Origin of the sequence: Streptomyces sp. NPDC093252, assembly GCF_040683675.1 — a bacterium.
Taxonomy (GTDB): Bacteria; Actinomycetota; Actinomycetes; order Streptomycetales; family Streptomycetaceae; genus Streptomyces.
In genome coordinates this window covers 103,003-122,656 of record NZ_JBFBEM010000009.1, presented here as the reverse complement: position 1 = coordinate 122,656, position 19,654 = coordinate 103,003, and the positions used below count along the sequence as shown (strand labels likewise).

Genomic DNA, 19,654 nt, shown 5'->3' with positions numbered 1-19,654 from the left:
GCATATCCCTCGTGGACGGGGACGGGGACGGGGACGGGGACGGGGGCAGGGTGTCGTTTCGCGTGACGTACACGGTCGAGACCAAGGCGACCGCGGACACCATGTCCCCCGAGCGGCGCGGGCTGCTGGAACGCGGGCTCGCCAAGCTGGCGCTCGACCCGTATCACAAGGCGAGCACGCATATCGGCACCCACGAGGACGACCGGAAGGCGCAGGTCGCGCCGGGTCTGCTGATCGAGTACGTGGTTGCGCACGGACTGCTCGTGGTGGTCGTGATCGAGATCTTCGACGAGGCGCTGATCGTCGGGGACTGAGGGCGGACGCGATGGCCCCCCGGGCAAGGCTCGCCGGAGGCGATCTCCGGGTCGTCCCGGAGATGTACCGGATGCCGGTCGCGGCGACCGATCAGGGACCGATGAGAGGCCGATCAGGGATCGGTGAGGGGCCGACCGGGAACTATCGGCGAATCCCCCGGGAATCCCGGCACGACCGGGGCCGTGGCCCCGCCTGGGGGGTGCGGATCGTCCGTGGAGGGGGTGCGGGTGTTCGGGTGAGCGCCGTGGAGTGTCGGTGCGGGCCGATAGGCTGAACGCATGACGCGAGCCGAGCAGCCAACGGCCCACCAACCAGCCACCGACGACGCCCTCGTGGCGGACTCCCGCGAGCGCGCGGTGCGCGCCCTGCTGCGCCGACCGCAGCTCAAGCGGCTGTGGAGCGCACAGCTCGTCGGCGGGATCGGTGACACGCTGGCACTGCTGGTGCTGGTCCTGCTGGCGCTCCAGGCGGCGATCACGACCGCCCCGTTCGGCGGCGGCTACCGGGGTGTGGCCCTCACGGTCGCGACCGTCTTCGCCGCGCGGATCCTGGCGACCCTGCTGTTCGGCGCGGTGCTGCTGGGGCCGCTGTCCACGCTCACCTCCCAGGACGGCCCGCTGGACCGCCGCTGGACCATGGTCGGTGCCGACGGTGTGCGCGCCGCGCTGCTGATCGTGGCGCCGCTGTGGATCGACTGGACGCCGGACAACGCGCTGGCGATCCTCCTGGTCACCGCATTCGTCACCGGCGTCGCCGAGCGGTTCTGGACGGTGAGCCGGGAGAGCGCCGCGCCCGCCCTGCTGCCCGCCCCGCCGCCGGAGGGCGCGACGGTCCGGCCGCTGCCGGACCACATGGACGCGCTGCGGCGCCTGTCCCTGCGGACGGCCTTCGTGGCGGTCCCGCTGGCCGGTGCCGTCCTGGTCGCCGCCTCGCTGCTGAACAATCTGCTGGGCGCCGGTATCGACTGGTTCGCCCAGCACCAGGCCGCGCTGGCCTCCTATGTGGCCGCCGGGCTCTTCGCCGCGTCGCTGTCGGTGCTGACGTTCCTGGAGGTGCCCGGTACGCGCACGCCCCGCGCGCGGTCGCCGCTGGAGGGCCTGCGCCGCCCCAGGACGGGCACGAGCGCCGACAAGGGCCGTACCGGCGCCATCACGCTGCTGGTGCTCGCCTGCGCGTCGGTCGCGGGCGCGGTCGCCGCCGCGGTCGCGGTGTCGGTGCTGCACGCCAAGGACCTGGGCGGCGGGCCGGTGACGTACGGCCTGCTGGTGCTGGTGCTGACCGGTGGCGTGGCGATCGGGATCCGTACGGCGCCCAGGCTGCTGGTGTCGCTGTCGCGGCGGCGGCTGCTGGCGCTGGCCATCGCCTTCACCGGGATCGCGCTGCTCGCCGCCGGGCTGGTCCCGGACGTCGCCACCGTGCTGCTGATCATGGCCCTCGCGGGCGTGGGCGCGGGCGTGGCGGCCAACACCGGGCATGCGCTTCTGGACCAGGAGACCGAGGAGTTCCGCCGCGCCCGGACCACCGAGCATCTGCACGCGGTCGTACGGGTGTTCGTGGCGCTGGGCGCGCTGCTCGCGCCCGTCGCGGCGGCGCTGATCGGGCCGCACCGGGTGGAGAACGGCAGGTTCGTGTTCGCGCACGGGGGTGCCGCGTTCACGCTGATGCTGGTCGGGGCGCTGCTGCTGCCGGTGGCGGCGCTGGTGCTGGCCAAGCTGGACGACCGCGCGGGAGTGCCGCTGCGGCACGACGTACGGGACGCGCTGCTGCGCGGGGACGACCCCGTGCAGGCCCCCGCCGCCTCCGGTTTCTTCATCGCCCTGGAGGGCGGCGACGGCGCCGGGAAGTCCACGCAGGCGGAGGCGCTCGCCGAGTGGATCCGGGAGAAGGGCCACGAGGTCGTGCTCACGCGCGAGCCGGGCGCCACGCCGGTCGGCAAGCGGCTGCGGTCCATCCTGCTGGACGTGTCGAGCGCCGGTCTGTCGCACCGCGCGGAGGCGCTGCTGTACGCCGCCGACCGCGCGGAGCACGTCGACACGGTCGTACGGCCCGCCCTGGAGCGGGGCGCGGTGGTCATCACGGACCGGTACATCGACTCCTCGGTGGCCTACCAGGGCGCCGGGCGGGATCTGTCCCCGACCGAGATCGCCCGCATCTCGCGCTGGGCGACCGCCGGGCTCGTACCGCATCTGACGGTGCTGCTGGACGTCTCCCCGGAGGCCGCGCGGGAGCGGTTCACGGAGGCGCCGGACCGGCTGGAGTCGGAGCCGGCCGAGTTCCACGAGCGGGTGCGCTCCGGCTTCCTCACGCTGGCCGCCGCCGACCCCGGCCGGTACCTGGTGGTGGACGCCGGACAGGAGCCGGAGGCCGTCACGACGGTGATCCGCGCCCGGCTCGACCAGACGCTGCCGCTGTCCGAGGCCGAGATCAGGGCCCAGGAGGAGGCGCGGCGCAAGGCCGAGGAGGAGGCGCGCCGGAAGGCCGAGGAAGAGGCCGCGCGCAAGGCCGAGGAGGAGCGGCTGGAGCGCGAGCGCGAGGCTCAGTTGGAGCGGCTGCGCGCGGAGGAGGCCGAACGCAAGCAGCGTGAGCTGGAGGAGGCGCAGCGGCGCGAGGCCGAACGGCAGGCGGAGGAGGCCCGGCAGCGCGCCGAGGAGGCCCGCCGCCGGGCGGAGGAGGAGCGCGTCCGGCTGCTCGCCGAGGAGAAGGCGCGCGCCGAGGAGGAGGCGCGGCGCGAGGCCGAGCGGGCGGCGGAGGAGGCCCGGCGCGAGAAGGCGCGGGCCGAGGAGGAAGCCCGGCACAAGGCCGAGCAGGAGCGCCTGCGGCGGAAGGCCCAGGAAGAGGCCCGGCAGCGCGCGGAGGCCGAGGCACGGCGCCGGGAGAAGCAGCAGAAGGCCGAGGCGGCGCTGCTCCGCGCCGAGCAGGCCCGCCGGGCTGCGGAGGAGGCCGCGGCGGCGGCAGCGGCGGGCCCGCGCCGCCCCAGCGCGCCCCCGCGCGGGCCGGAGGCGGCGACCGTGCCGACGCCGGTGGTGTCGCTGCCCGGGGAGGGCACCGGAGCCGGCGGCGTGGCGGGCGGCGGCGCGGGCTCAAGGCCCGGGAGTTCCTCCAGCGGCCGTTCCGGTTCCGGCGACGACACGGCGGTACTGCGCCCGATCCGGGACGACGGACCGCAGGACGAGCGGCCTTCGGGTTCGCCCGGGGCATCGGGGTCGTCGTCGTGGTCGCTGGCGAAGGACGACGCCGGGGAGGGCACCGCGCGCGGGTCCGGCACCTCCGGCGAGAACGACGTGACCGCCGAACTGCCCCAGCCGCCGGTGCCGGGCGGGGCCGCGGAGGAGACGGCGGTACTGCCACCGGTCCCTGCCGGAGCCGCCGAGGAGACGGCGGTGCTGCCACCGGTGCCGTCGGGTCCGGCGGACGGGACCGCGGTACTGCCGCCGGTCGCTCCGGGCGCCGCCGACGAGACGGCCGTACTGCCGCCCGTACGGGACGCCGATCCCGTGGACCGGGTACCGCCCGGTTTCTTCCGGGACGAGCCCGCACGGGGCGGGGCACGACCCGACGACGGACAGGACCGTACGCGGGAGATTCCGCAGATCGCCGAGGACGGAACGTCCGGAGCGGGCAGAGCGGACGAGGCCCCTCGGCGCCGGGCGCGGTCGGACTGGGCGGAGGAGACCCCGCTCGACGACCTCCCGACGCTGGCGGACGAACTGCTCGGGCGGCGCGACGACGAATACCGTGACGACGAGTACGAGGACGGGTACGACGACGGGTCGGGGAACGGCGGCGGCACCACCGGCGGCCGGGGGAGGGGCCGGGGCCGCCGCGGCTGAGCATGGCGGCGGGCGGCGCTCTGCTGAACGCTCCCCGACATCCACCTGTGGGGGCACGCGCGCACGGCCATGTCCGTCACCTATGGCGGACGGGCTGCCATGACCAGCCATGACTGTCGTGACCGCCGTGGCGGATTGCCCGGCAGATCGGCAGATCGGCAGACGGGTAGATCGGTGGATCGACGGACCACGCGCCATGGCCGTCGCGCCGGCGCCTCCTCCTCCGCACCGGATTGTCAGTGCCGGGCCGCACAATGGAATCCGCACAGTGACGCAGGACCGGCGGCGCGGAGTGAGGCCGCGCGGCCGGGGGTACGGAAGGGTGGGGTGACCATGACCGTGTGGGACGACCTGGTGGGGCAGGAGCGGGTGAGCGCGCAGCTCGGCGCCGCCGCCCGGGACGCCGACGCGCTGGTCACCGCGGCGGCCACGGACGCGCCACCGCCGGAGGCGTCGAAGATGACGCACGCCTGGCTGTTCACGGGCCCGCCGGGCGCGGGCCGGACCCAGACCGCGCGGGCCTTCGCCGCGGCACTGCAATGCGTGAGCCCCGACCGGGCACTCGGCGGCTCGCCCGGCTGCGGCTTCTGCGACGGCTGCCACACGGCGCTGGTGGGGACGCACGCGGATGTGACGACGGTCGCGGCGGTCGGTACGCAGATCCTGGCCGACGACATGCGCGATACGGTCCGCAAGTCGTTCACCTCACCGGCGAACGGCCGCTGGCAGGTCATCCTCGTCGAGGACGCCGAGCGGCTGAACGAGAAGTCGGCGAACGCGGTCCTGAAGGCGGTCGAGGAACCGGCGCCGCGCACGGTCTGGCTGCTGTGCGCCCCGTCGCTGGAGGATGTGCTGCCGACGATCCGCTCCCGTTGCCGACATCTGAATCTGAGTACGCCGTCGGTGGCCGCGGTGGCCGACATGCTGGTCCGGCGCGAGGGCGTCGAGCCGGAGGTGGCCGCGGCGGCGGCGCGTGCCACGCAGGGCCATGTCGACCGGGCGCGGCGGCTGGCGACCGACCCGGCCGCGCGGGCACGCCGGGCCACCGTCCTCAAGCTCCCGCTCCGCGTCCAGGACATCGGCGGCTGCCTCAAGGCGGCGCAGGAACTGGTGGACGCGGCGGGCGAGGACGCCAAGCAGCTCGCCGAGGAGAGGGACGGCAAGGAGACGGAGGAGCTGAAGGCGGCGCTGGGCGCGGTCCAGGGCGGACGGCTGCCGCGCGGCACGGCGGGCGTGGTCAAGGACCTGGAGGACATGCAGAAGCGCCGGAGAACGCGCACGCAGCGCGACAGCCTCGATGTGGCGCTGACGGACCTGACCAGCTTCTACCGCGATGTCCTGGCCCTTCAGCTCGGCTCGCGGGTGGCGATTGCCAACGTGGAGGTGGAGGACAGCCTGGACAAGCTGGCGCGGGCGGGCACCCCCGAGGCGACGCTCCGCCGTATCGAGGCGATCGGCGCGTGCCGGGACGCCCTCGACCGCAATGTGGCGCCGTTGCTGGCGGTGGAGGCGATGACCATGGCACTGAGAGCGGGCTGAGGCCAAGGGTTGATGACCCATGACCCATGACCCATGACCGATAACCGATGGGCTGATGGCTAATGGCTATGGCCAAGGACTGATGGCCGAGAGACTCCTCGCGGGGCTGCCTGCGTACTGCCTTCCGTACCACCCTTCGTACCACCCACCCTCCGCACAGCCCCTCGTACCGCCCTCCGCGCAGCCCGCTGCGTACCGCCGCCTGACGCGTTGACCCTGTACCTCATCCGTGGCGCATCGCGTGCGTACGGTGCTCGGCGCGTCGCGCACAGTTACCCTCGCGGGATGCACACAAGGCGCACCCCCCACACCGCCCACACCCTGCACGCCCCCCTCCACGCCCTCCGCACCCATCGCACCTCCCGGACCGCCATCACGCTCCTTGCCTCCGCCGCGCTGCTGGTCTCGGCGTGTTCGTCGGGGAGTGCGACGGGATCGGCGACGGCGGGGGCGGACGCGCCCCTGGCAGCGCTGCCGCAAGCCACGCCGACGGCCCTGACCTCTTACTACAGGCAGAAGCCGGCCTGGCGGGCGTGCGGTGCGACGGGGTTCCAGTGCGCCACGCTGCGGGCGCCGCTGAACTACGGCGACCCGGGGGCGGGCGATGTCCGCCTCGCCGTGGCCCGCAAGAAGGCGACGGGCCCGGGGAAGCGGCTGGGGTCGCTGCTGGTGAACCCGGGCGGGCCGGGCGGTTCGGCGGTGGACTTCCTCCAGTCGTACGCCGGGATCGGCTATCCGGCGCAGGTGCGGGCCCGGTACGACATGGTGGCGGTCGATCCGCGCGGGGTCGCCCGCAGCGAGCCGGTGAAGTGTCTCGACGGCCCTGCCATGGACCGTTACACGCAGACGGATGTGACACCGGACGACGGGAGGGAGCGGGATGCGCTGGTCGCCGCGTACCAGAAGTACGCGGAGGGCTGCGGCGCGCGTTCGGCGCGGGTGCTGCGCCATGTCTCCACGGTGGAGACGGCACGGGACATGGACATCGTGCGGGCGGCGCTGGGCGACAAGAAGCTGAACTATGTGGGGGCGTCCTACGGGACGTTCCTCGGGGCGACGTACGCCGGGCTCTTCCCGGCGCGGGCGGGGCGGCTGGTCCTGGACGGGGCGATGGACCCGTCGCTCACCGCGCGACGGCTGAACCTGGACCAGACGGCGGGCTTCGAGACGGCGTTCCGGGCGTTCGCGAAGGACTGTGCGCGCCGGTCGGACTGCCCGCTCGGCAAGAAGAAGACGAGTCCCGACCGGGTCGGCCGCAACCTCAAGGCGTTCTTCGGCAAGCTCGACGCCCGCCCCGCGCCCACCGGCGACGCGGACGGCCGCCGGCTGACCGAGTCGCTCGCGACGACCGGCGTGATCGCGGCGATGTACGACGAGACCGCCTGGCCACTCCTGCGCGAGTCGCTGACCTCGGCGATGAAGGAGAACGACGGCGCCGGACTGCTGATGCTCTCCGACAGCTACTACGAGCGTGAGCCGGACGGCCGGTACACCAACCTGATGTTCGCCAACTCGGCCGTGAACTGCCTGGACCTGCCGCCCGCCTTCGAGCACCCCGACCAGGTCAGGTCGGCCCTGCCCGAGTTCGAGAAGGCGTCCCCGGTCTTCGGCGAGGGCTTCGCCTGGTCGGCGCTGAACTGCGCGTACTGGCCGGTGGCGCCGACCGGGGAACCGCACCGCATCGAGGCGAGGGGCGCCGCCCCGATCGTCGTCGTCGGTACGACGCGCGACCCCGCGACCCCGTACCGCTGGGCCCAGTCCCTCTCCCGCCAGCTCACCTCGGCCCGCCTCCTCACCTACGACGGCGACGGCCACACCGCGTACGGGCGGGGGAGCGCGTGCGTCGACCGGACGATCAACGACTATCTGGTGCGGGGGGCGGCACCGAAGAAGGGGAAGCGCTGCTCGTAGGGTGGGTAGGAAGAACCCCGCAACGACGCCCTTCCCGGCCCCCTCCGAGGCTCCCCTCAGGGCGACTCCGAGCAGCCCGGAGGGGCCTCCCGGGCCGGTGCGGAGCACCCTGCGAAACTGTGTAGACTTACCGACGTTGCTGATCGCACCATAGGTGTGAGCAGCGTGCCGCCTTAGCTCAGATGGCCAGAGCAACGCACTCGTAATGCGTAGGTCTCGGGTTCGAATCCCGAAGGCGGCTCCATGGTGAACCCCAGGTCAAGTCTCTGACCTGGGGTTCTTGTTGTCATTGACCTTGGAATCTCGCCAAATCGACGCGATAAACCCTGGTGGGCAACCGTGCGTAAACGGCCTTGGGACTGCTCGCCGAGCATGTCGGCGACTGTGTCGAGCCGGGCGAGGACCGCGTTGGCGGTGGGCTGGGCGAAGATCGCGCGGATCGTTGCGGCGACCGTCTCCGCCGCGTCTTTTCTTGAGCACGCTGAAATGCGCTGCCCAGGAGGTGAACTCCGCAGCTCCTCGACGCGCGCAAGGGAAGCCTCGAACAGCGGGTACGGGATAGTGGCCAGCAGCATCGCCACCAGCAGCCGACCTCCGGGCATCAGCCAGTTGGCCAGGCCACGAAGCGAGTGCGCTGGATCGGCCACGCGATGCACCGACTGCTTCAGCCACATCGCGTCGACTTGCTCGTGCGACAGTCGCGTACGTCCGTCGGCGATGGCGTCGGCGGAAGCAACAACTGGCGTCAGGCCGACTGGAGGCGGCGCCCCGAGCTGACCGAGCGTTGCCTCGGAAGGCTCGACACACAGAATGGGATGGCGCGGCTGGAACTGCGGCCACTTCCCGGGCGAACAGGCCCGCGCGAAGAAGTGCCACGAACGCGCTCGTCCCGGCCGGTTCGCCCGTCGCGAGCACTCTGTGCCGCCCACAACCCAGCAGCCTCAAGATTCCGCCGAATGCTTTGCTTCCGGACGCGTGCGTCAGCTCGAAAGGGGCTCGTCGCTCGACCAGAACGTCGACTTCACGTTCGGCGCCGGCAGCTCCTGCTTCGAGTAGTCGGGGCCGTTCGGCTCGCTGGTCGGCTGAGCAACGTCGGACTTTTCCACACACGGGGTGGTGACGCTCAGGTGGGCCTGACCATTGGGTGCGATCAGGACTTCGAGCTGGAAGCCGTCCTGTGTCTCGAAGTTGGCCGCCAGCCCATTCTCGCTCGTGGCGACGAGCTTGTAGCCCCTTCCCTTCCAATAACGTTCCAGCACACCAAGAAAACTGCCCCGCCGTTCGGTCGAGATGATCGTCATAACGGAACGATCGCGGTCCACATAGCAGTCGCCCGGCATGGAGTAGATGTGCGTCCATTGGACGGGAGGCTTGATGGTCGCAAATGTCTCGTCCAGAATCAGATCCGCCCGGTCAGCCGCCTCTTGAAGGTTCATCTTCGATTTACTTTCCTTGCTTGAGGATGTGCTACCTGTCGTACCGCATCCGGAAGTGAGCAGAGCCAGTACCGCGATCGACGCAACCTTTGTTCTCATCGCGGTGTCTCCCTCGTGACGTACCCTGGCTGTCCTGCGACAATGGCAGCGATGTTTCGCGCAGAAACCTTGTCCTTCCCTTCCTCTGGGTTGAAGTAATTACTATGGGCTTCCATATCTATCTTAGAATCCAACATGTTGGGGTAGGAAGGCTGAATCAGCTCCGGTCCGGGCAGGGTCTCGAATCTGTTGGCGCCGAACGCTTTACTTGCCGGATCCTTGCCGAACCAGATGTCGTCATCACCCTGGTCAGCGACTTCCCCTCCCAGGTACGTGCCAACCGGCCCTCCCGCGAAGAATCCCACGGTTCCCGCCACAGCTTCCTTTGACGAAGGGAGCTTGGTGACAATGTCATTCTCGGCCGCGCCCACCCAGACGTGCTCCTTGCCCACTCCCAAGTCCTCCGCCTTGTCGACTCCGACGCCGGGACTTCCGACGAGAATGATGTCATCAGCCCCCGGGACCCCTCCTGCCTCCTGCGTGGCAGCCCCTACCAGTCGAGAACCATAGGAATGTCCGATAGCAGTGACATGAGGATCAACATTCTCATTGGTTGCCGAAATTCCACTCATGAAGCTGTTGTATGCCGGGGCACCGCGCTTGGCGTCAGTGGCAGTCATCACGTCGATCGATTGAGGGGCATCGTAGCCGAGCCATACGATTGAGGATGAGGACGGATCAATTTTCTGGGCGCCTTTAGCCGTATGAAAGGCACGCGTCACTGTGCCGTCGGCGAATTCAGGGTTGAGTTTGGTACCAAGGCCGGGCACATAAGCCGAGACATTCTTCGAAGTATCCGGGTTTCCGTAGGCAACGATCGCCCTTCCGTTTCCTTCAACGCCGATACCCAGAAGGTACATGGGTGGCTGGCTACCCGCGTTGAGCTTCGTCTGGATACCTTTCAGTCCTTCGAGCTTTTCTTTGGATGCCGGGTCGCGCTCGCCCTCCAGTTGTGCGATGAGGAGGCGGATGCTCTCCCGGTTCACCTCGTCCCGAACGGTTGACGGGATCCCGTCCAAGTTGCCGATGATTCCAGGGAAGGCCGTCCTGTACTCCTCGCGCTCCTCATCACTGAGGCTCTCCCACCACTCCTTGCGGTCGGCGGGTGACTTGTCCAGCGGGATATGGTCCTGAAGGTATGCACTGGCTGCTGAGCTGACCGCATCGACATCTGATGCCACGTCCGCCCATGTCCGTGCGTCGACGTTCAGCCCCGGCGCCGCCTTGAGCTTGTTCAGCGCCCTGCTGTACCGATCGTCGATCTCCCGCGCTTCCCGTACGGCGTGGGCGATGCGGTCGGCGATATCCACGGCCTTGGCGTGGTGCGGGTTCGGGTTCTTGAACTGAGGATTGCTCGGGGTCAGCCCCGGTGACCGAAACCCTGTGCCGTCGCCCGTCATCAGGCCGTTGCTGCCCAGGACGGTGCCACCGGGAACCGGCTCACCGGTCAGCTCGTTCTCACCGCCGGCGGGATACGTGATGGTGCCGTCCGTGTTGACGGTGTACGCCAGCGCTGCCGCATCGTCCAGTGCCTCGGTCAGGCGCCGCTTGGGAGCGGTGATCTCGGACGAGAAGCCGTCGAGAGCACCAGTGATCAGGCCGCACTCGACCTGGGTGTAGTGGAAGTTCTCCGACAGCTTCCGCAACTGCTTGAGTGCCGCGTCCGCGGCCTCACCCTCGTTGGCCTTCTGCATGGCCGCGGTGATCTGCTTGTCGACGCGGTCCTTGGCCTCATCGGCCATACCGCTGATCGCGCGGTACCCGTTCGCTGCCTCCGCATACTCGGTCGGCTTGAGGGCCCTGAGCGTCAGGTGGTCCATGTGTCCGGGTCACCGACCCATGGCCAGGCCGTCGGCGGGCTCGTCCCCGTAGTAGTCGGTCCTGAGCTTGGCGATCTCGGTTTTGATGGCCTCGTCGGTCCGTAGCTGGTCGTTGCCCGCCTTCTCCAGCACGTCGGCAAGCCCGTCGCACACCCCGCCCACGTCCTTGACGTAGCGCTTCCAGGAGTCATGGACATCCTGCTGGGCCGCCGCGGTCAGGCACCCGGTTCCCTTCTCGAGTCCCGTCTGGCCCAACTCCATCTCCCCCCAGGCCTTGTCGAGGTCCCCCCGTAACAACCCGACGGATTCCCCTGCCTTGGTCCACGCCGCTCTGTCGGACCTCAGCTTGAGGACACCGTGGCCACCAGCGCCGGAACCGGTGGGTCCCTGGTCGGCGGGCAGTTGGTTGAGCTGCATGTGCGTGGTGTGCCGATCGGCGGCTGCGGCCTTGAGCTGCTCCCATTCCTCCCACGCCATGCGTGGTCCCTCCCCGTGTCCTGGTCGCGCGCCGCCGAGTGAATGTCTACCTGCGAATGCAGCGCTGTCGTGGTCGAGACGTACCGTAGCGCCCTGCACAACGTGCCCCATCCGTATCGGCCACCATGACCTCTGAGTATCCGTACTCAGGTGGAGCCCGGCCCTCGATCGGACGGTGTGGCACCGTCCGATGTTCCCGCATACATGTGCGAATGCGGTGTGGAACCCAAGGGCACACAGGCCAGCTGATCGGCGACGGGCGTGGAGGTCAGGAAGGCAGCCGAACGTGCCCGATGCCCGCGGACGACAGCAAGGAGCGCGATCGGCGGCTCCAAGGAGTACGACAACTCCGGTACCCACCGCGACCCAGAGGGCGCTGCCCTCCGTTGACGCGGCTGCCGCGGAACTCGACCGACTCGGCATCGAGTCTGCGGCGTACCCACCTGGCACCGATCCCGCTTCGCGCGCCGAACTCCTCAGCGGTGCCCACAGCCTGTGGTACGAGTACGCCCGCCCGGAACTTCATCAGGCGCTCGCCGATTTGGACGAAGCCCTTACCGCGGTGCCGGAGCCCATCCGAATCGCGATCGGCTCGGAACTGGAGACTGAGGCACGGCAATTGGCTGAGGCATCCGCCGAGTATGCGGAGGGGACTTCCGTACCCGAGGTCGAGGGCCGGCGTTCCTGGGAGTTCGGGCAGCCGTTCGTGACGTATGACGGCGGGGTCGACATGCTGAGTCATGAGGCTCGTGAGCGGCTGGATCGCCTGGAGGAGGGGATCACTCCGGCGGAGCGTGCGACGGCCGTCGCGAATCTGCGCGTGCTGGTCACCGCCTGCTCCCGGTTCCCTGACATGCTGGGAGGGCTGGAAGAGGCCAACCTTGAGATCTTCGCCGAACCGTACGGTTCGGACGGGTACTTCCTCACTGTCCAGGCACCGAACCCCGGTGACGACGGCACCGATCTCTGGAACGTCGAGGTCGGTCGCTGGGTACCCGATGACCCCGACGAGGACTACGAGGAGTGCGGCGGCAGCGCTACCGGCAATGCGGTGGTCGGCTGTGTGCTTCCCGCGTCGCCGGGCGCCGATGAGATCGCCGATCTGCTGAACCGGATCGAAGGACAGCCGGACCTGCTTGCCCAGTGGGCCACGGCGCCTGTCGGGGGAGTGCTCGCGGGGACAGGGTTCGTCGTCACTGAGCGCTACGACCACTGAGTCGGTCGCGCGGCATGCTCGATCCGTCGGATTTCGTCTCAGAGCGGTGAGCGGTGAGCGATCCTGCGCCGGTATGTCTCATTCACCAGCCACCAGCCACCAGCCACCAGCCACCACCGGCGACAACGTTCTTCAGTCATCACTCCCACCCCCGCACCTGACGGGCCAGCGCAACACACCACCGGCCCGTCAGATACCTCGCAAAAGCCTCCCTCCTCGGCGGTCAGCGATCAGCGGTCAGTCACCGATGACTAGCCCGCCGTTGCCGGCTGGCGAACACCACTGCCGCTCCCGCCCCCAGCAGTACGGCCACGAGGGCGACGGCGCCCACCAGGCCGGACATGCCGGTTTCGGCGAGGCCGCCGTCCGGTCCCGGGGCGTTGGGCGCGGGGCCCGTCGGCTTCGGGGCCGAGGAGTCGGACTCGGTCGGGGTCGGGGTCGGAGAGGGGGACGGGGATTCCGAAGAGGTCGGCGTCGGTGTCGGGGTCGGAGACTCCGGCTCCGGGATGTGCACCCCGGCGTCGATCGTGTGATCCACCCCTCCCGGTGAGGCCGGTGCGGTGACCGGGGCGTAGCCGTTGCAGAGCCGGCCCGAGGTCGGCGGGGTGACGTTGGAGTCGTGGACCGTGTCGTCACCGGCGCGCGGCAGGGTGAACCGCAGGTCGGTGGCGGCCGGCTGCCCCGGCACCTCGCTGGTGTCCGCCGTGCACACATCGAACTGCACCGTGTACTCGGCGCCCGGCGTCAGCTCGTACTCCGCGCCGACCCCGCCGAAGTAGTACTCACCGGCGGCGTCGGTCGTGGTCGTCGCGACCTGTTCGCCCTCGGCGTCCAGGAGGTTGATCGTGGCGCCCGGCAGCAGTACGTGCCCCGGATCCTGGATGCCGTTGCGGTCGCCGTCGTACCAGACCACGTTGCCGATCTGGATCGGGGCGTTGGCCGCCGCGTAGGCGATGTCGCCGAGGCCGCCGGCCTTGCCGAAGCCGTTCTGGTTCGGGCCGATGAACTCGTACGCGTTGTTGACCGGGTCGTTGCCGGGGCCGAGGCCGGTGGCGACGTCGTAGTACCCCGTTCCGTTGGTGATGACCCGGCCGGTCGGGTCCATCTGGGTGCTGACGACCCACTGCTGCTGCGGGATGTAGGCGACCGAGCCCAGCGCCGACTCCTGATGCGGTCCCGGCGAGGTCGAGGAGCCGCCGTTCGGGAAGTAGTCACCCGGGAAGTACTCGACGACGCTGGCGGGCTGGACGCCGTCCAGGCCCGGGGCCGTCGCGTGGTCCGGGCAGATCCCGGTGCCTTCCCAGTCGTAGCCGCCGTCCGGCCGGGCGCAGGCCATGTTGATGTCACCGCCGGACATGCCGTTCTGCGGTGTGTTGTTGCCCGGTCTCGGGTCCAGGCCGCCCCAGCTCACGACGTCCATGAACCGGTCGCGGAAGCCGAGGATCAGCGAACCGTCACGGGCGAACGCCATGCTCGCCAGCGACGGCTGCGGGTTGATCATCGGACCGTCCACATTGAAGCTGTCCCAGTCCGCCAGATCGGTGTTCCAGGGGTTCCAGTGCGAGACCTGGTCGTACTGGGCCCGGCCGGTGAGGACGGCCCCGCGCTCGAAGTCGAGCGGCTGGGACAGGACGGTGGTGAAGTCCTCGCCGTCATAGGTGGCGACGACGGCCTTCAGGTCCGCGCGGTTCTGTGTGCTCTCGGCGCTGCACACACCCCCGACGTACACGCTGCCGTCGTGCGCCGCCACGCTGAACGGACGCCAGTCGCCGTCCGCCGCGCAGCCCGGGTCGGGGATCCGCACGGTGTCCTCGGGCGCCGAGGCCGTGGCCCCGGTCGCGTCGAAGCTGACCAGGCTACGGGTGAGCAGATTCACTGCGTACAGGGTCGAACCGTCCTCCGACAGGGCCAGCCCGCCGATGCTCTCCTTGCCCGGAGCGTCGGTGAAACCGGCGTCCTTGATCAGGTTGGCGGTGTCGTGCGGGGTCTCGGAGGCGCCCGGCACCTTCGCGAAGAGGGTGGGGGTGCCGCCGTCGGCGGGCTGGATGTAGATCGCGTTGCCGCCGTCCGGCCCGTACTCGGTGTACCGGCGGGCGAACGCCGACTGGAACAGCCGGTCCCGGAACCGGTCGAAGGCCAGCCCGTACGTCGTGCCCACCTGGTCCTGGGTGTTGAGGATCTCCGGGCAGGTCTCGTCGGCGGGACAGGTGCCCCGGGCGTCCGTCCCGAACGCCACCAGCGCCCGGGTGTCCGTCCCGCCCGCACCGCTCTGGATCGGGACGAAGTAGCGGGACTCGGGCAGGGAGTAGTCGGCCGGGTTCCAGACCCCGGTGGTCACCGAGTCGTCCTTGCCGTCCGAGACGTCCACGAACGACGTGAAGCTGTCGAAGTGGTTCTCTGCGGTCGACGCGGGCGCCGCCCGCAGATAGTCGCTGTAGGGCGCCGGGACGGTGACATCGACCCGGTACCGGCCGCCGGTCAGCTCGCTCGACGACGGTACGACGACCCGTCCGGTGGCGTCCGTGACACCGGTGACCCGGTTGCCCTCCAGGTCGATGACATCGACCCGCATGCCGCGTTGGGGCACGTCCATGGTTGTGTTGATCACGCCGGTACCGAAGAAGTCCCGCAGTACCTCGACGGTCAGGGTGCCGTCAGGGGCAGCAGCTCCGGCCTGCCCGGCGCCGGTCAGAACCGTCCCCGCGCCGCCCCCAACGAGCAGCAGACCGGACAGCCCCATCCGTAGCAGTGCACGTAATCGCATAGCTCACCTTTACCTCGTCCTAAGCTAACGCAAATGCAGCAACTTCCGGGCAGAGACTACAGTTGACGGGCCGTCATGTCTGGCAACCTCGGAGTTTGAGGGTGCTTCGGAGAGAGCTGTTACGATCGCGCCGCGTGCGGAGCATGTGGAGCAGACAGACCAAGTCGGGTGGCGGCGCGCGCGGCGCCGAGGCGCGGGGGGCCGGAACCGAGCGGCGACCCCCAGTGGGCGGGACGGCGGAACGACGGCGCCGATGGCCGCGATTACGGTGGGCAGCAGCCGCGGCGCTCTGCCTCGTAGCCGCCGCGACCAGCGCTTTCGTCCTCCTCGGCGACGGCGACGACCCCGCCGGACAACGGGCGTTGACCCCGGACGAGGTGAACCGGCTGGCGGTCACCCGCTTCCTCAACTACCAGGCGGGTGGCCGGGCGGTGACCATCACCGTCCCGAACGTCACGGGCGGGCTGGTCGTCACCGGCTCCATCGACTACCGCACCCACACCGGGTACGGCGTGGTGCGCGGCAGCGGACGCGACACCTCCAGCAACGGGCTGATCCAGTGGACGGCCGGTACCGTCCTCGTCCATCCCCTGGCGGATCCTCCGGCCACCGCACCGGCGTCGCCGCCCGCGGCCGGCTGGTACAGCCGTCCGATGCAGGCGTCCGGCATGACCCTCGACAGTGCCCTCGCCATCGCCCTCGACCTCGGCAGCGACCGGCCGGACAACTCCGCGCTGCTGCCGCAGAACGGGGCGGCGTGGGTGGGGCGGGAGGTGGTGCGGGGGCATCGGACGGACATCATGAAGGGGCCGGAGGCCGAAGGGGGTTCCGGGGCCGCTTCTGATTCCGGGGGAGGTGCCGGGGGTGGCGCCGGGGCTGATTCCGGGGGAGGCGCCGGTTCCGAGGGTGGTGCCGACCTCGATTCCCGTGACGGTGAATCCGGCGACCCCACCCCCCGTACCCCGTCCCAGACCGTCCGCTACTGGATCGGGCCGGACGGCACCATGTACCGAGTCGAGGCCGCCATCGCCTCCGCGCCCGAACCCGTGCTCTTCGACTTCGACACCCAGCCCTACGTCCCCGTCCAGCCGCTGCCCGGAGCCACCCCGGCGTCATAGTCGCCGCTCAGCCGGAGCCAGCCCGGCGTCATAGCCGCCGCTCAGGAACCCGTCCCTACCCGGGCGTCGGTGGCGAGCAGGGACGGGGACGGGAGCGTGATGTCCGCGACGACCGGCAGTTCCGGAACCTCCGGGACGACGGTGGCCCCGGCCGTCGCCGCCCCCGGGAACTCCGGCTGCGCGGCGGGCGCGGCCACCTCGGTGAACGGGATGCCCGCGGGCGGCGCCGGATTGCGCCAACTGCCGGAGGGCGTGGGGGAGGTGGCGGCGACCGGGCAGGCGGCGCTCGACGCGAGCCCGTCCGGCACGGTCGTCCGGAGCTCGTTGCCCTCCAGGCAGTTGCCCTGCCCCTGGGTGGCGGTGGGGAAGGTCCAGCCGATGTCGATGCCGTTGGCGGTGAAGGTGTTGTCGGTGATCCGGTTGCGGTCCGCCGTCAGATCGGCGGTCGCGGTGATCACGAGCCCCGCGTTGACATTGCCGGTGACCAGATTGCGGACGAACCGGTTGTCGCTGCCGCCGTCGACACCGATGCCGATGCCCCAGCCGCCGTCGGCCTGTTCGGGGGTCTGCTTCTGCTGGTTGTCCGCGATCAGGTTGCCCGCGATGACGGCGTCGCGCTGCGGGAGCAGCTTCTCCTGGTGGTCGGAGTTGGTGGTCAGCCCCACCCGATTGCCCACCAGGCGGTTGCCGACCACATACATGTCACCGCTGGCGTTGGTGCCCTCGTAGCCGACCGCGTTGAGTTCGGAGATGTTGTTCCGCACCACGATCCGGCACGGCCGGCACTGGCCGACGTAGATCCCGGAGTCCGCCCCGCCGGAGGCGTAGGAGTCCTCGATGACGCCGTTCTGCGCGGAGAACGCGTAGATGCCGTAGAGCCCGTTGCGGGTCGCGGTCACATGCGAGACGAGGAACGACTTGAGGAGGCTGACGGGTTCGTCGCCGGTGTCGTAGCCGCCGCTCCCCGGCAGGCTGTTGACCGCCGCCGCCGAGCCGGTGACCAGGACGCCGTTGTGCGTGTTGTTGCGCACGGTCAGGTTCTCGACGGCCACTCCGGGCGCCGCGACGACCACTCCGTTCGGCCTCCGCACCTGCCCGTCGATGATCACCCCGGCCCGGGACTCGCCGCGCAGGGTGACGCGCTCGGTGTCGATCTGCACCGACTCGCGGTACACACCCGGAGCCACCAGGACCAGATCGCCGGGCCGGGCCAGGGACACCGCGTCCGAGATCGTCGGGGCGTCGCCGGGCACCCGGATCGTCACCCGCGTACCGTCCGGGCGCCGGCCCTCCCCCGATCCGTCGTCGCCGTTTCCGCCACCGCCGCCGCCATCACCGCCACCGCCGCAGCCGGTCACCAGGGTCAGGGCGCCCAGGGCAGCCGCCGCCCACGCGCGAAGAGCTAATCGAGACATGATCCCAGTCTGGCACGGCCCCGAACCGCTCGCCTGGCTCTCGAACTCCCGGCCGGGGTGGGGCGGTTGAGCCGCGGGGCCCGGGGCGGGTGTGGCACTGTACGCATCATGCATCGCCGCCCGGACCATCGCCCCCCGTCCCGCCGCGCGTTCCTCGACGCCGCGGGCGTGGCGGTGGCGGGGGGTGTTCTTGCCGGGTGTTCGGTGGGGTCGGGAGGACCGGGGGGATCAGGGGATGCGGAGGGCTCGGGTGGCTCCGGGGATTCCGGTCAGCCGGGTCAGCCCGGTCGGCCGGGATCTTCCGCATCGGGGGGTTCCGCGCCCGCGCCGGTCGCGGTGACGGGCCGGTATCAGGCGGGCGTGACGCTTCCCCGTACGGCCCAGACCCATTTGCTGGCCCTGGTGGTGGACCTCGACGCCGGGGTGGCGCCCGGCCCGCTCCTGGCCGAACTGGGCGAGACCGTCCGCACCATCGCCGCCGGATCCGACCCACGCCTGCTGGGCCTGTCCCCGGGCGATGTGACGGTGACCGTGGGCGTGGGGCCACGGCTGGTACGGATGGCGGGCGGGGCGGGCGTTGACGGCGGGGCACCACCCTCCGGCACGGCATCTCCGGGTACGGCATCTCCCGGTACAGCGCCCTCCGGTACAGCGCCCTCCGGAACGGCACCCTCCCGAACGCCCCAGCCCGGCACGGCTCAGTCCGGCACCGCACAGTCCGACACCGCACAGCCCGGAACGCCACAACCCGGCACCCCTCGCCCCGGCACCTCTCACCCCGGCACCTCTCACCCCGGAACACCCCTCCCCGGCGCCACCGACCTCCCGCGCTTCTCCCGCGAGCGGATCGCCGCAGGCGCGCGCGGCGGTGATCTGCTGCTCCAGATCTGCGCCGGTGACGCCCTGCTCGTACCGGTCGTCGCCGCCGCCCTCCTGGACCAGGCCGGCGACCGCGTCCGGGAACGCTGGCGGCAGTTCGGACGCCGAGGTACGGAGGTGCCGGTGGCCGAGGGCCGCTCCGCACCGCGCAACCTGCTCGGTTTCATCGACGGCATCGTGGGCCCGAACACCGCCGCCGAGCAGGAACGCGACCTGTGGCTGGCCGGACCCTCCGCGGTCGCCGGGGGCACCCTGGCCGTACTGCGGCGCATGGAACTCGACCTGACGCGGTTCGCCGCCCTGTCCGTCGCCGAGCAGGAGGCCGTCTTCGGGCGGCGCCGGGCCAGCGGCGTCCCCCTCTCCGGCGGCGACATCGCCTCGGCCCCCGGACTCGGTGCCAAGACACCCGACGGGCGCTATCTGGTCCCCGTGGACGCCCATGTCCGCAGGGCGAACCCCAACGTCGTCGGCGTCGGCCATATGCTCCGCCGCTCCTACAGCATCGACGACCCCGCCCCCGGTCTGCTCTTCATCAGCTTCCAGAACGATCTGCGCACCTTCACCGCCACCCTCTCCCGCATGGACGCCTCCGACGCCCTACTGCCGTTCACGACCACGACGGCCAGCGCGTCCTTCCTGATCCTCCCCGGCTACGACGAGGGACGCCCACTCGGGGCTTCGCTGTTCGGCTGAGCCGGAGCCCACCGCATCCGCCTCCCTCCGCCGATACGCCGTCCCGCCGATGCGCCGATCGCCCGTCCCGATGATCGGCCGACCCGCACCCGCGGCACCTCCGCCACCCCACCACCGCCACCCCACCCGTCATCACCACACC

The 19,654-nt window shown here is 70.7% G+C and carries 12 protein-coding genes and 1 tRNA gene; 8 read left to right on the top strand and 5 right to left on the bottom strand.

Annotation, left to right across the window (positions count from 1 at the left end; genetic code table 11):
• Nucleotides 1-62: 62 nt before the first annotated feature.
• From AB0O01_RS20245 to AB0O01_RS20225, 5 genes are all read left to right on the top strand, one after another.
• Entirely contained in the window at nt 63-314 is a 252-nt protein-coding gene (locus AB0O01_RS20245; protein WP_365315107.1) for a hypothetical protein, read from the top strand.
• 279 nt (nt 315-593) lie between these two features.
• Nucleotides 594-4,145: a dTMP kinase gene (gene tmk / locus AB0O01_RS20240; protein ID WP_365315105.1), complete on the top strand. Its 3,552-nt coding sequence runs from the start codon at nt 594-596 to the stop codon at nt 4,143-4,145.
• A 333-nt stretch (nt 4,146-4,478) separates the two neighbouring features.
• Nucleotides 4,479-5,684: a DNA polymerase III subunit delta' gene (locus AB0O01_RS20235; RefSeq protein ID WP_365315473.1), complete on the top strand. Its 1,206-nt coding sequence runs from the start codon at nt 4,479-4,481 to the stop codon at nt 5,682-5,684.
• Nucleotides 5,685-5,969: 285 nt separating this feature from the next.
• Complete coding sequence (locus tag AB0O01_RS20230; protein ID WP_365315103.1) at nt 5,970-7,595, top strand: alpha/beta hydrolase; 1,626 nt, start codon at nt 5,970-5,972, stop codon at nt 7,593-7,595.
• Nucleotides 7,596-7,762: 167 nt separating this feature from the next.
• Nucleotides 7,763-7,839: transfer RNA gene (locus AB0O01_RS20225), tRNA-Thr, on the top strand.
• 736 nt (nt 7,840-8,575) lie between these two features.
• Here AB0O01_RS20225 and AB0O01_RS20220 read toward each other — a convergent pair.
• From AB0O01_RS20220 to AB0O01_RS20210, 3 genes are all read right to left on the bottom strand, one after another.
• On the bottom strand, nt 8,576-9,031 hold the full coding sequence (locus tag AB0O01_RS20220; RefSeq protein WP_365315102.1) for a hypothetical protein: 456 nt from the start codon (nt 9,029-9,031) through the stop codon (nt 8,576-8,578).
• A gap of 95 nt (nt 9,032-9,126) precedes the next feature.
• Complete coding sequence (locus AB0O01_RS20215) at nt 9,127-10,950, bottom strand: alpha/beta hydrolase (RefSeq protein ID WP_365315100.1); 1,824 nt, start codon at nt 10,948-10,950, stop codon at nt 9,127-9,129.
• A gap of 9 nt (nt 10,951-10,959) precedes the next feature.
• The gene (locus AB0O01_RS20210; protein ID WP_365315098.1) at nt 10,960-11,427 is read right to left on the bottom strand and encodes a hypothetical protein; all 468 of its coding nucleotides are present in this window, start codon (nt 11,425-11,427) and stop codon (nt 10,960-10,962) included.
• 286 nt (nt 11,428-11,713) lie between these two features.
• On the opposite strand from AB0O01_RS20210, the gene AB0O01_RS20205 reads away from it, so the two are divergent.
• Nucleotides 11,714-12,643 (top strand): hypothetical protein, encoded by a 930-nt coding sequence (locus AB0O01_RS20205; RefSeq protein WP_365315096.1) that lies wholly within the window; start codon nt 11,714-11,716, stop codon nt 12,641-12,643.
• A 241-nt stretch (nt 12,644-12,884) separates the two neighbouring features.
• On the opposite strand, the gene AB0O01_RS20200 is transcribed toward AB0O01_RS20205, so the two are convergent.
• Complete coding sequence (locus tag AB0O01_RS20200; protein ID WP_365315471.1) at nt 12,885-15,383, bottom strand: SdrD B-like domain-containing protein; 2,499 nt, start codon at nt 15,381-15,383, stop codon at nt 12,885-12,887.
• Between the two features lie 167 nt (nt 15,384-15,550).
• On the opposite strand from AB0O01_RS20200, the gene AB0O01_RS20195 reads away from it, so the two are divergent.
• Nucleotides 15,551-16,525 (top strand): hypothetical protein, encoded by a 975-nt coding sequence (locus AB0O01_RS20195; protein WP_365315469.1) that lies wholly within the window; start codon nt 15,551-15,553, stop codon nt 16,523-16,525.
• 41 nt (nt 16,526-16,566) lie between these two features.
• On the opposite strand, the gene AB0O01_RS20190 is transcribed toward AB0O01_RS20195, so the two are convergent.
• Nucleotides 16,567-17,940, bottom strand: coding sequence for a right-handed parallel beta-helix repeat-containing protein (locus tag AB0O01_RS20190; RefSeq protein WP_365315094.1), 1,374 nt, complete (start codon nt 17,938-17,940; stop codon nt 16,567-16,569).
• Between the two features lie 360 nt (nt 17,941-18,300).
• Here AB0O01_RS20190 and AB0O01_RS20185 point away from each other — a divergent pair, with 360 nt between their 5' ends.
• Nucleotides 18,301-19,512: a Dyp-type peroxidase gene (locus AB0O01_RS20185; protein ID WP_365315093.1), complete on the top strand. Its 1,212-nt coding sequence runs from the start codon at nt 18,301-18,303 to the stop codon at nt 19,510-19,512.
• Nucleotides 19,513-19,654 lie beyond the last annotated feature (142 nt).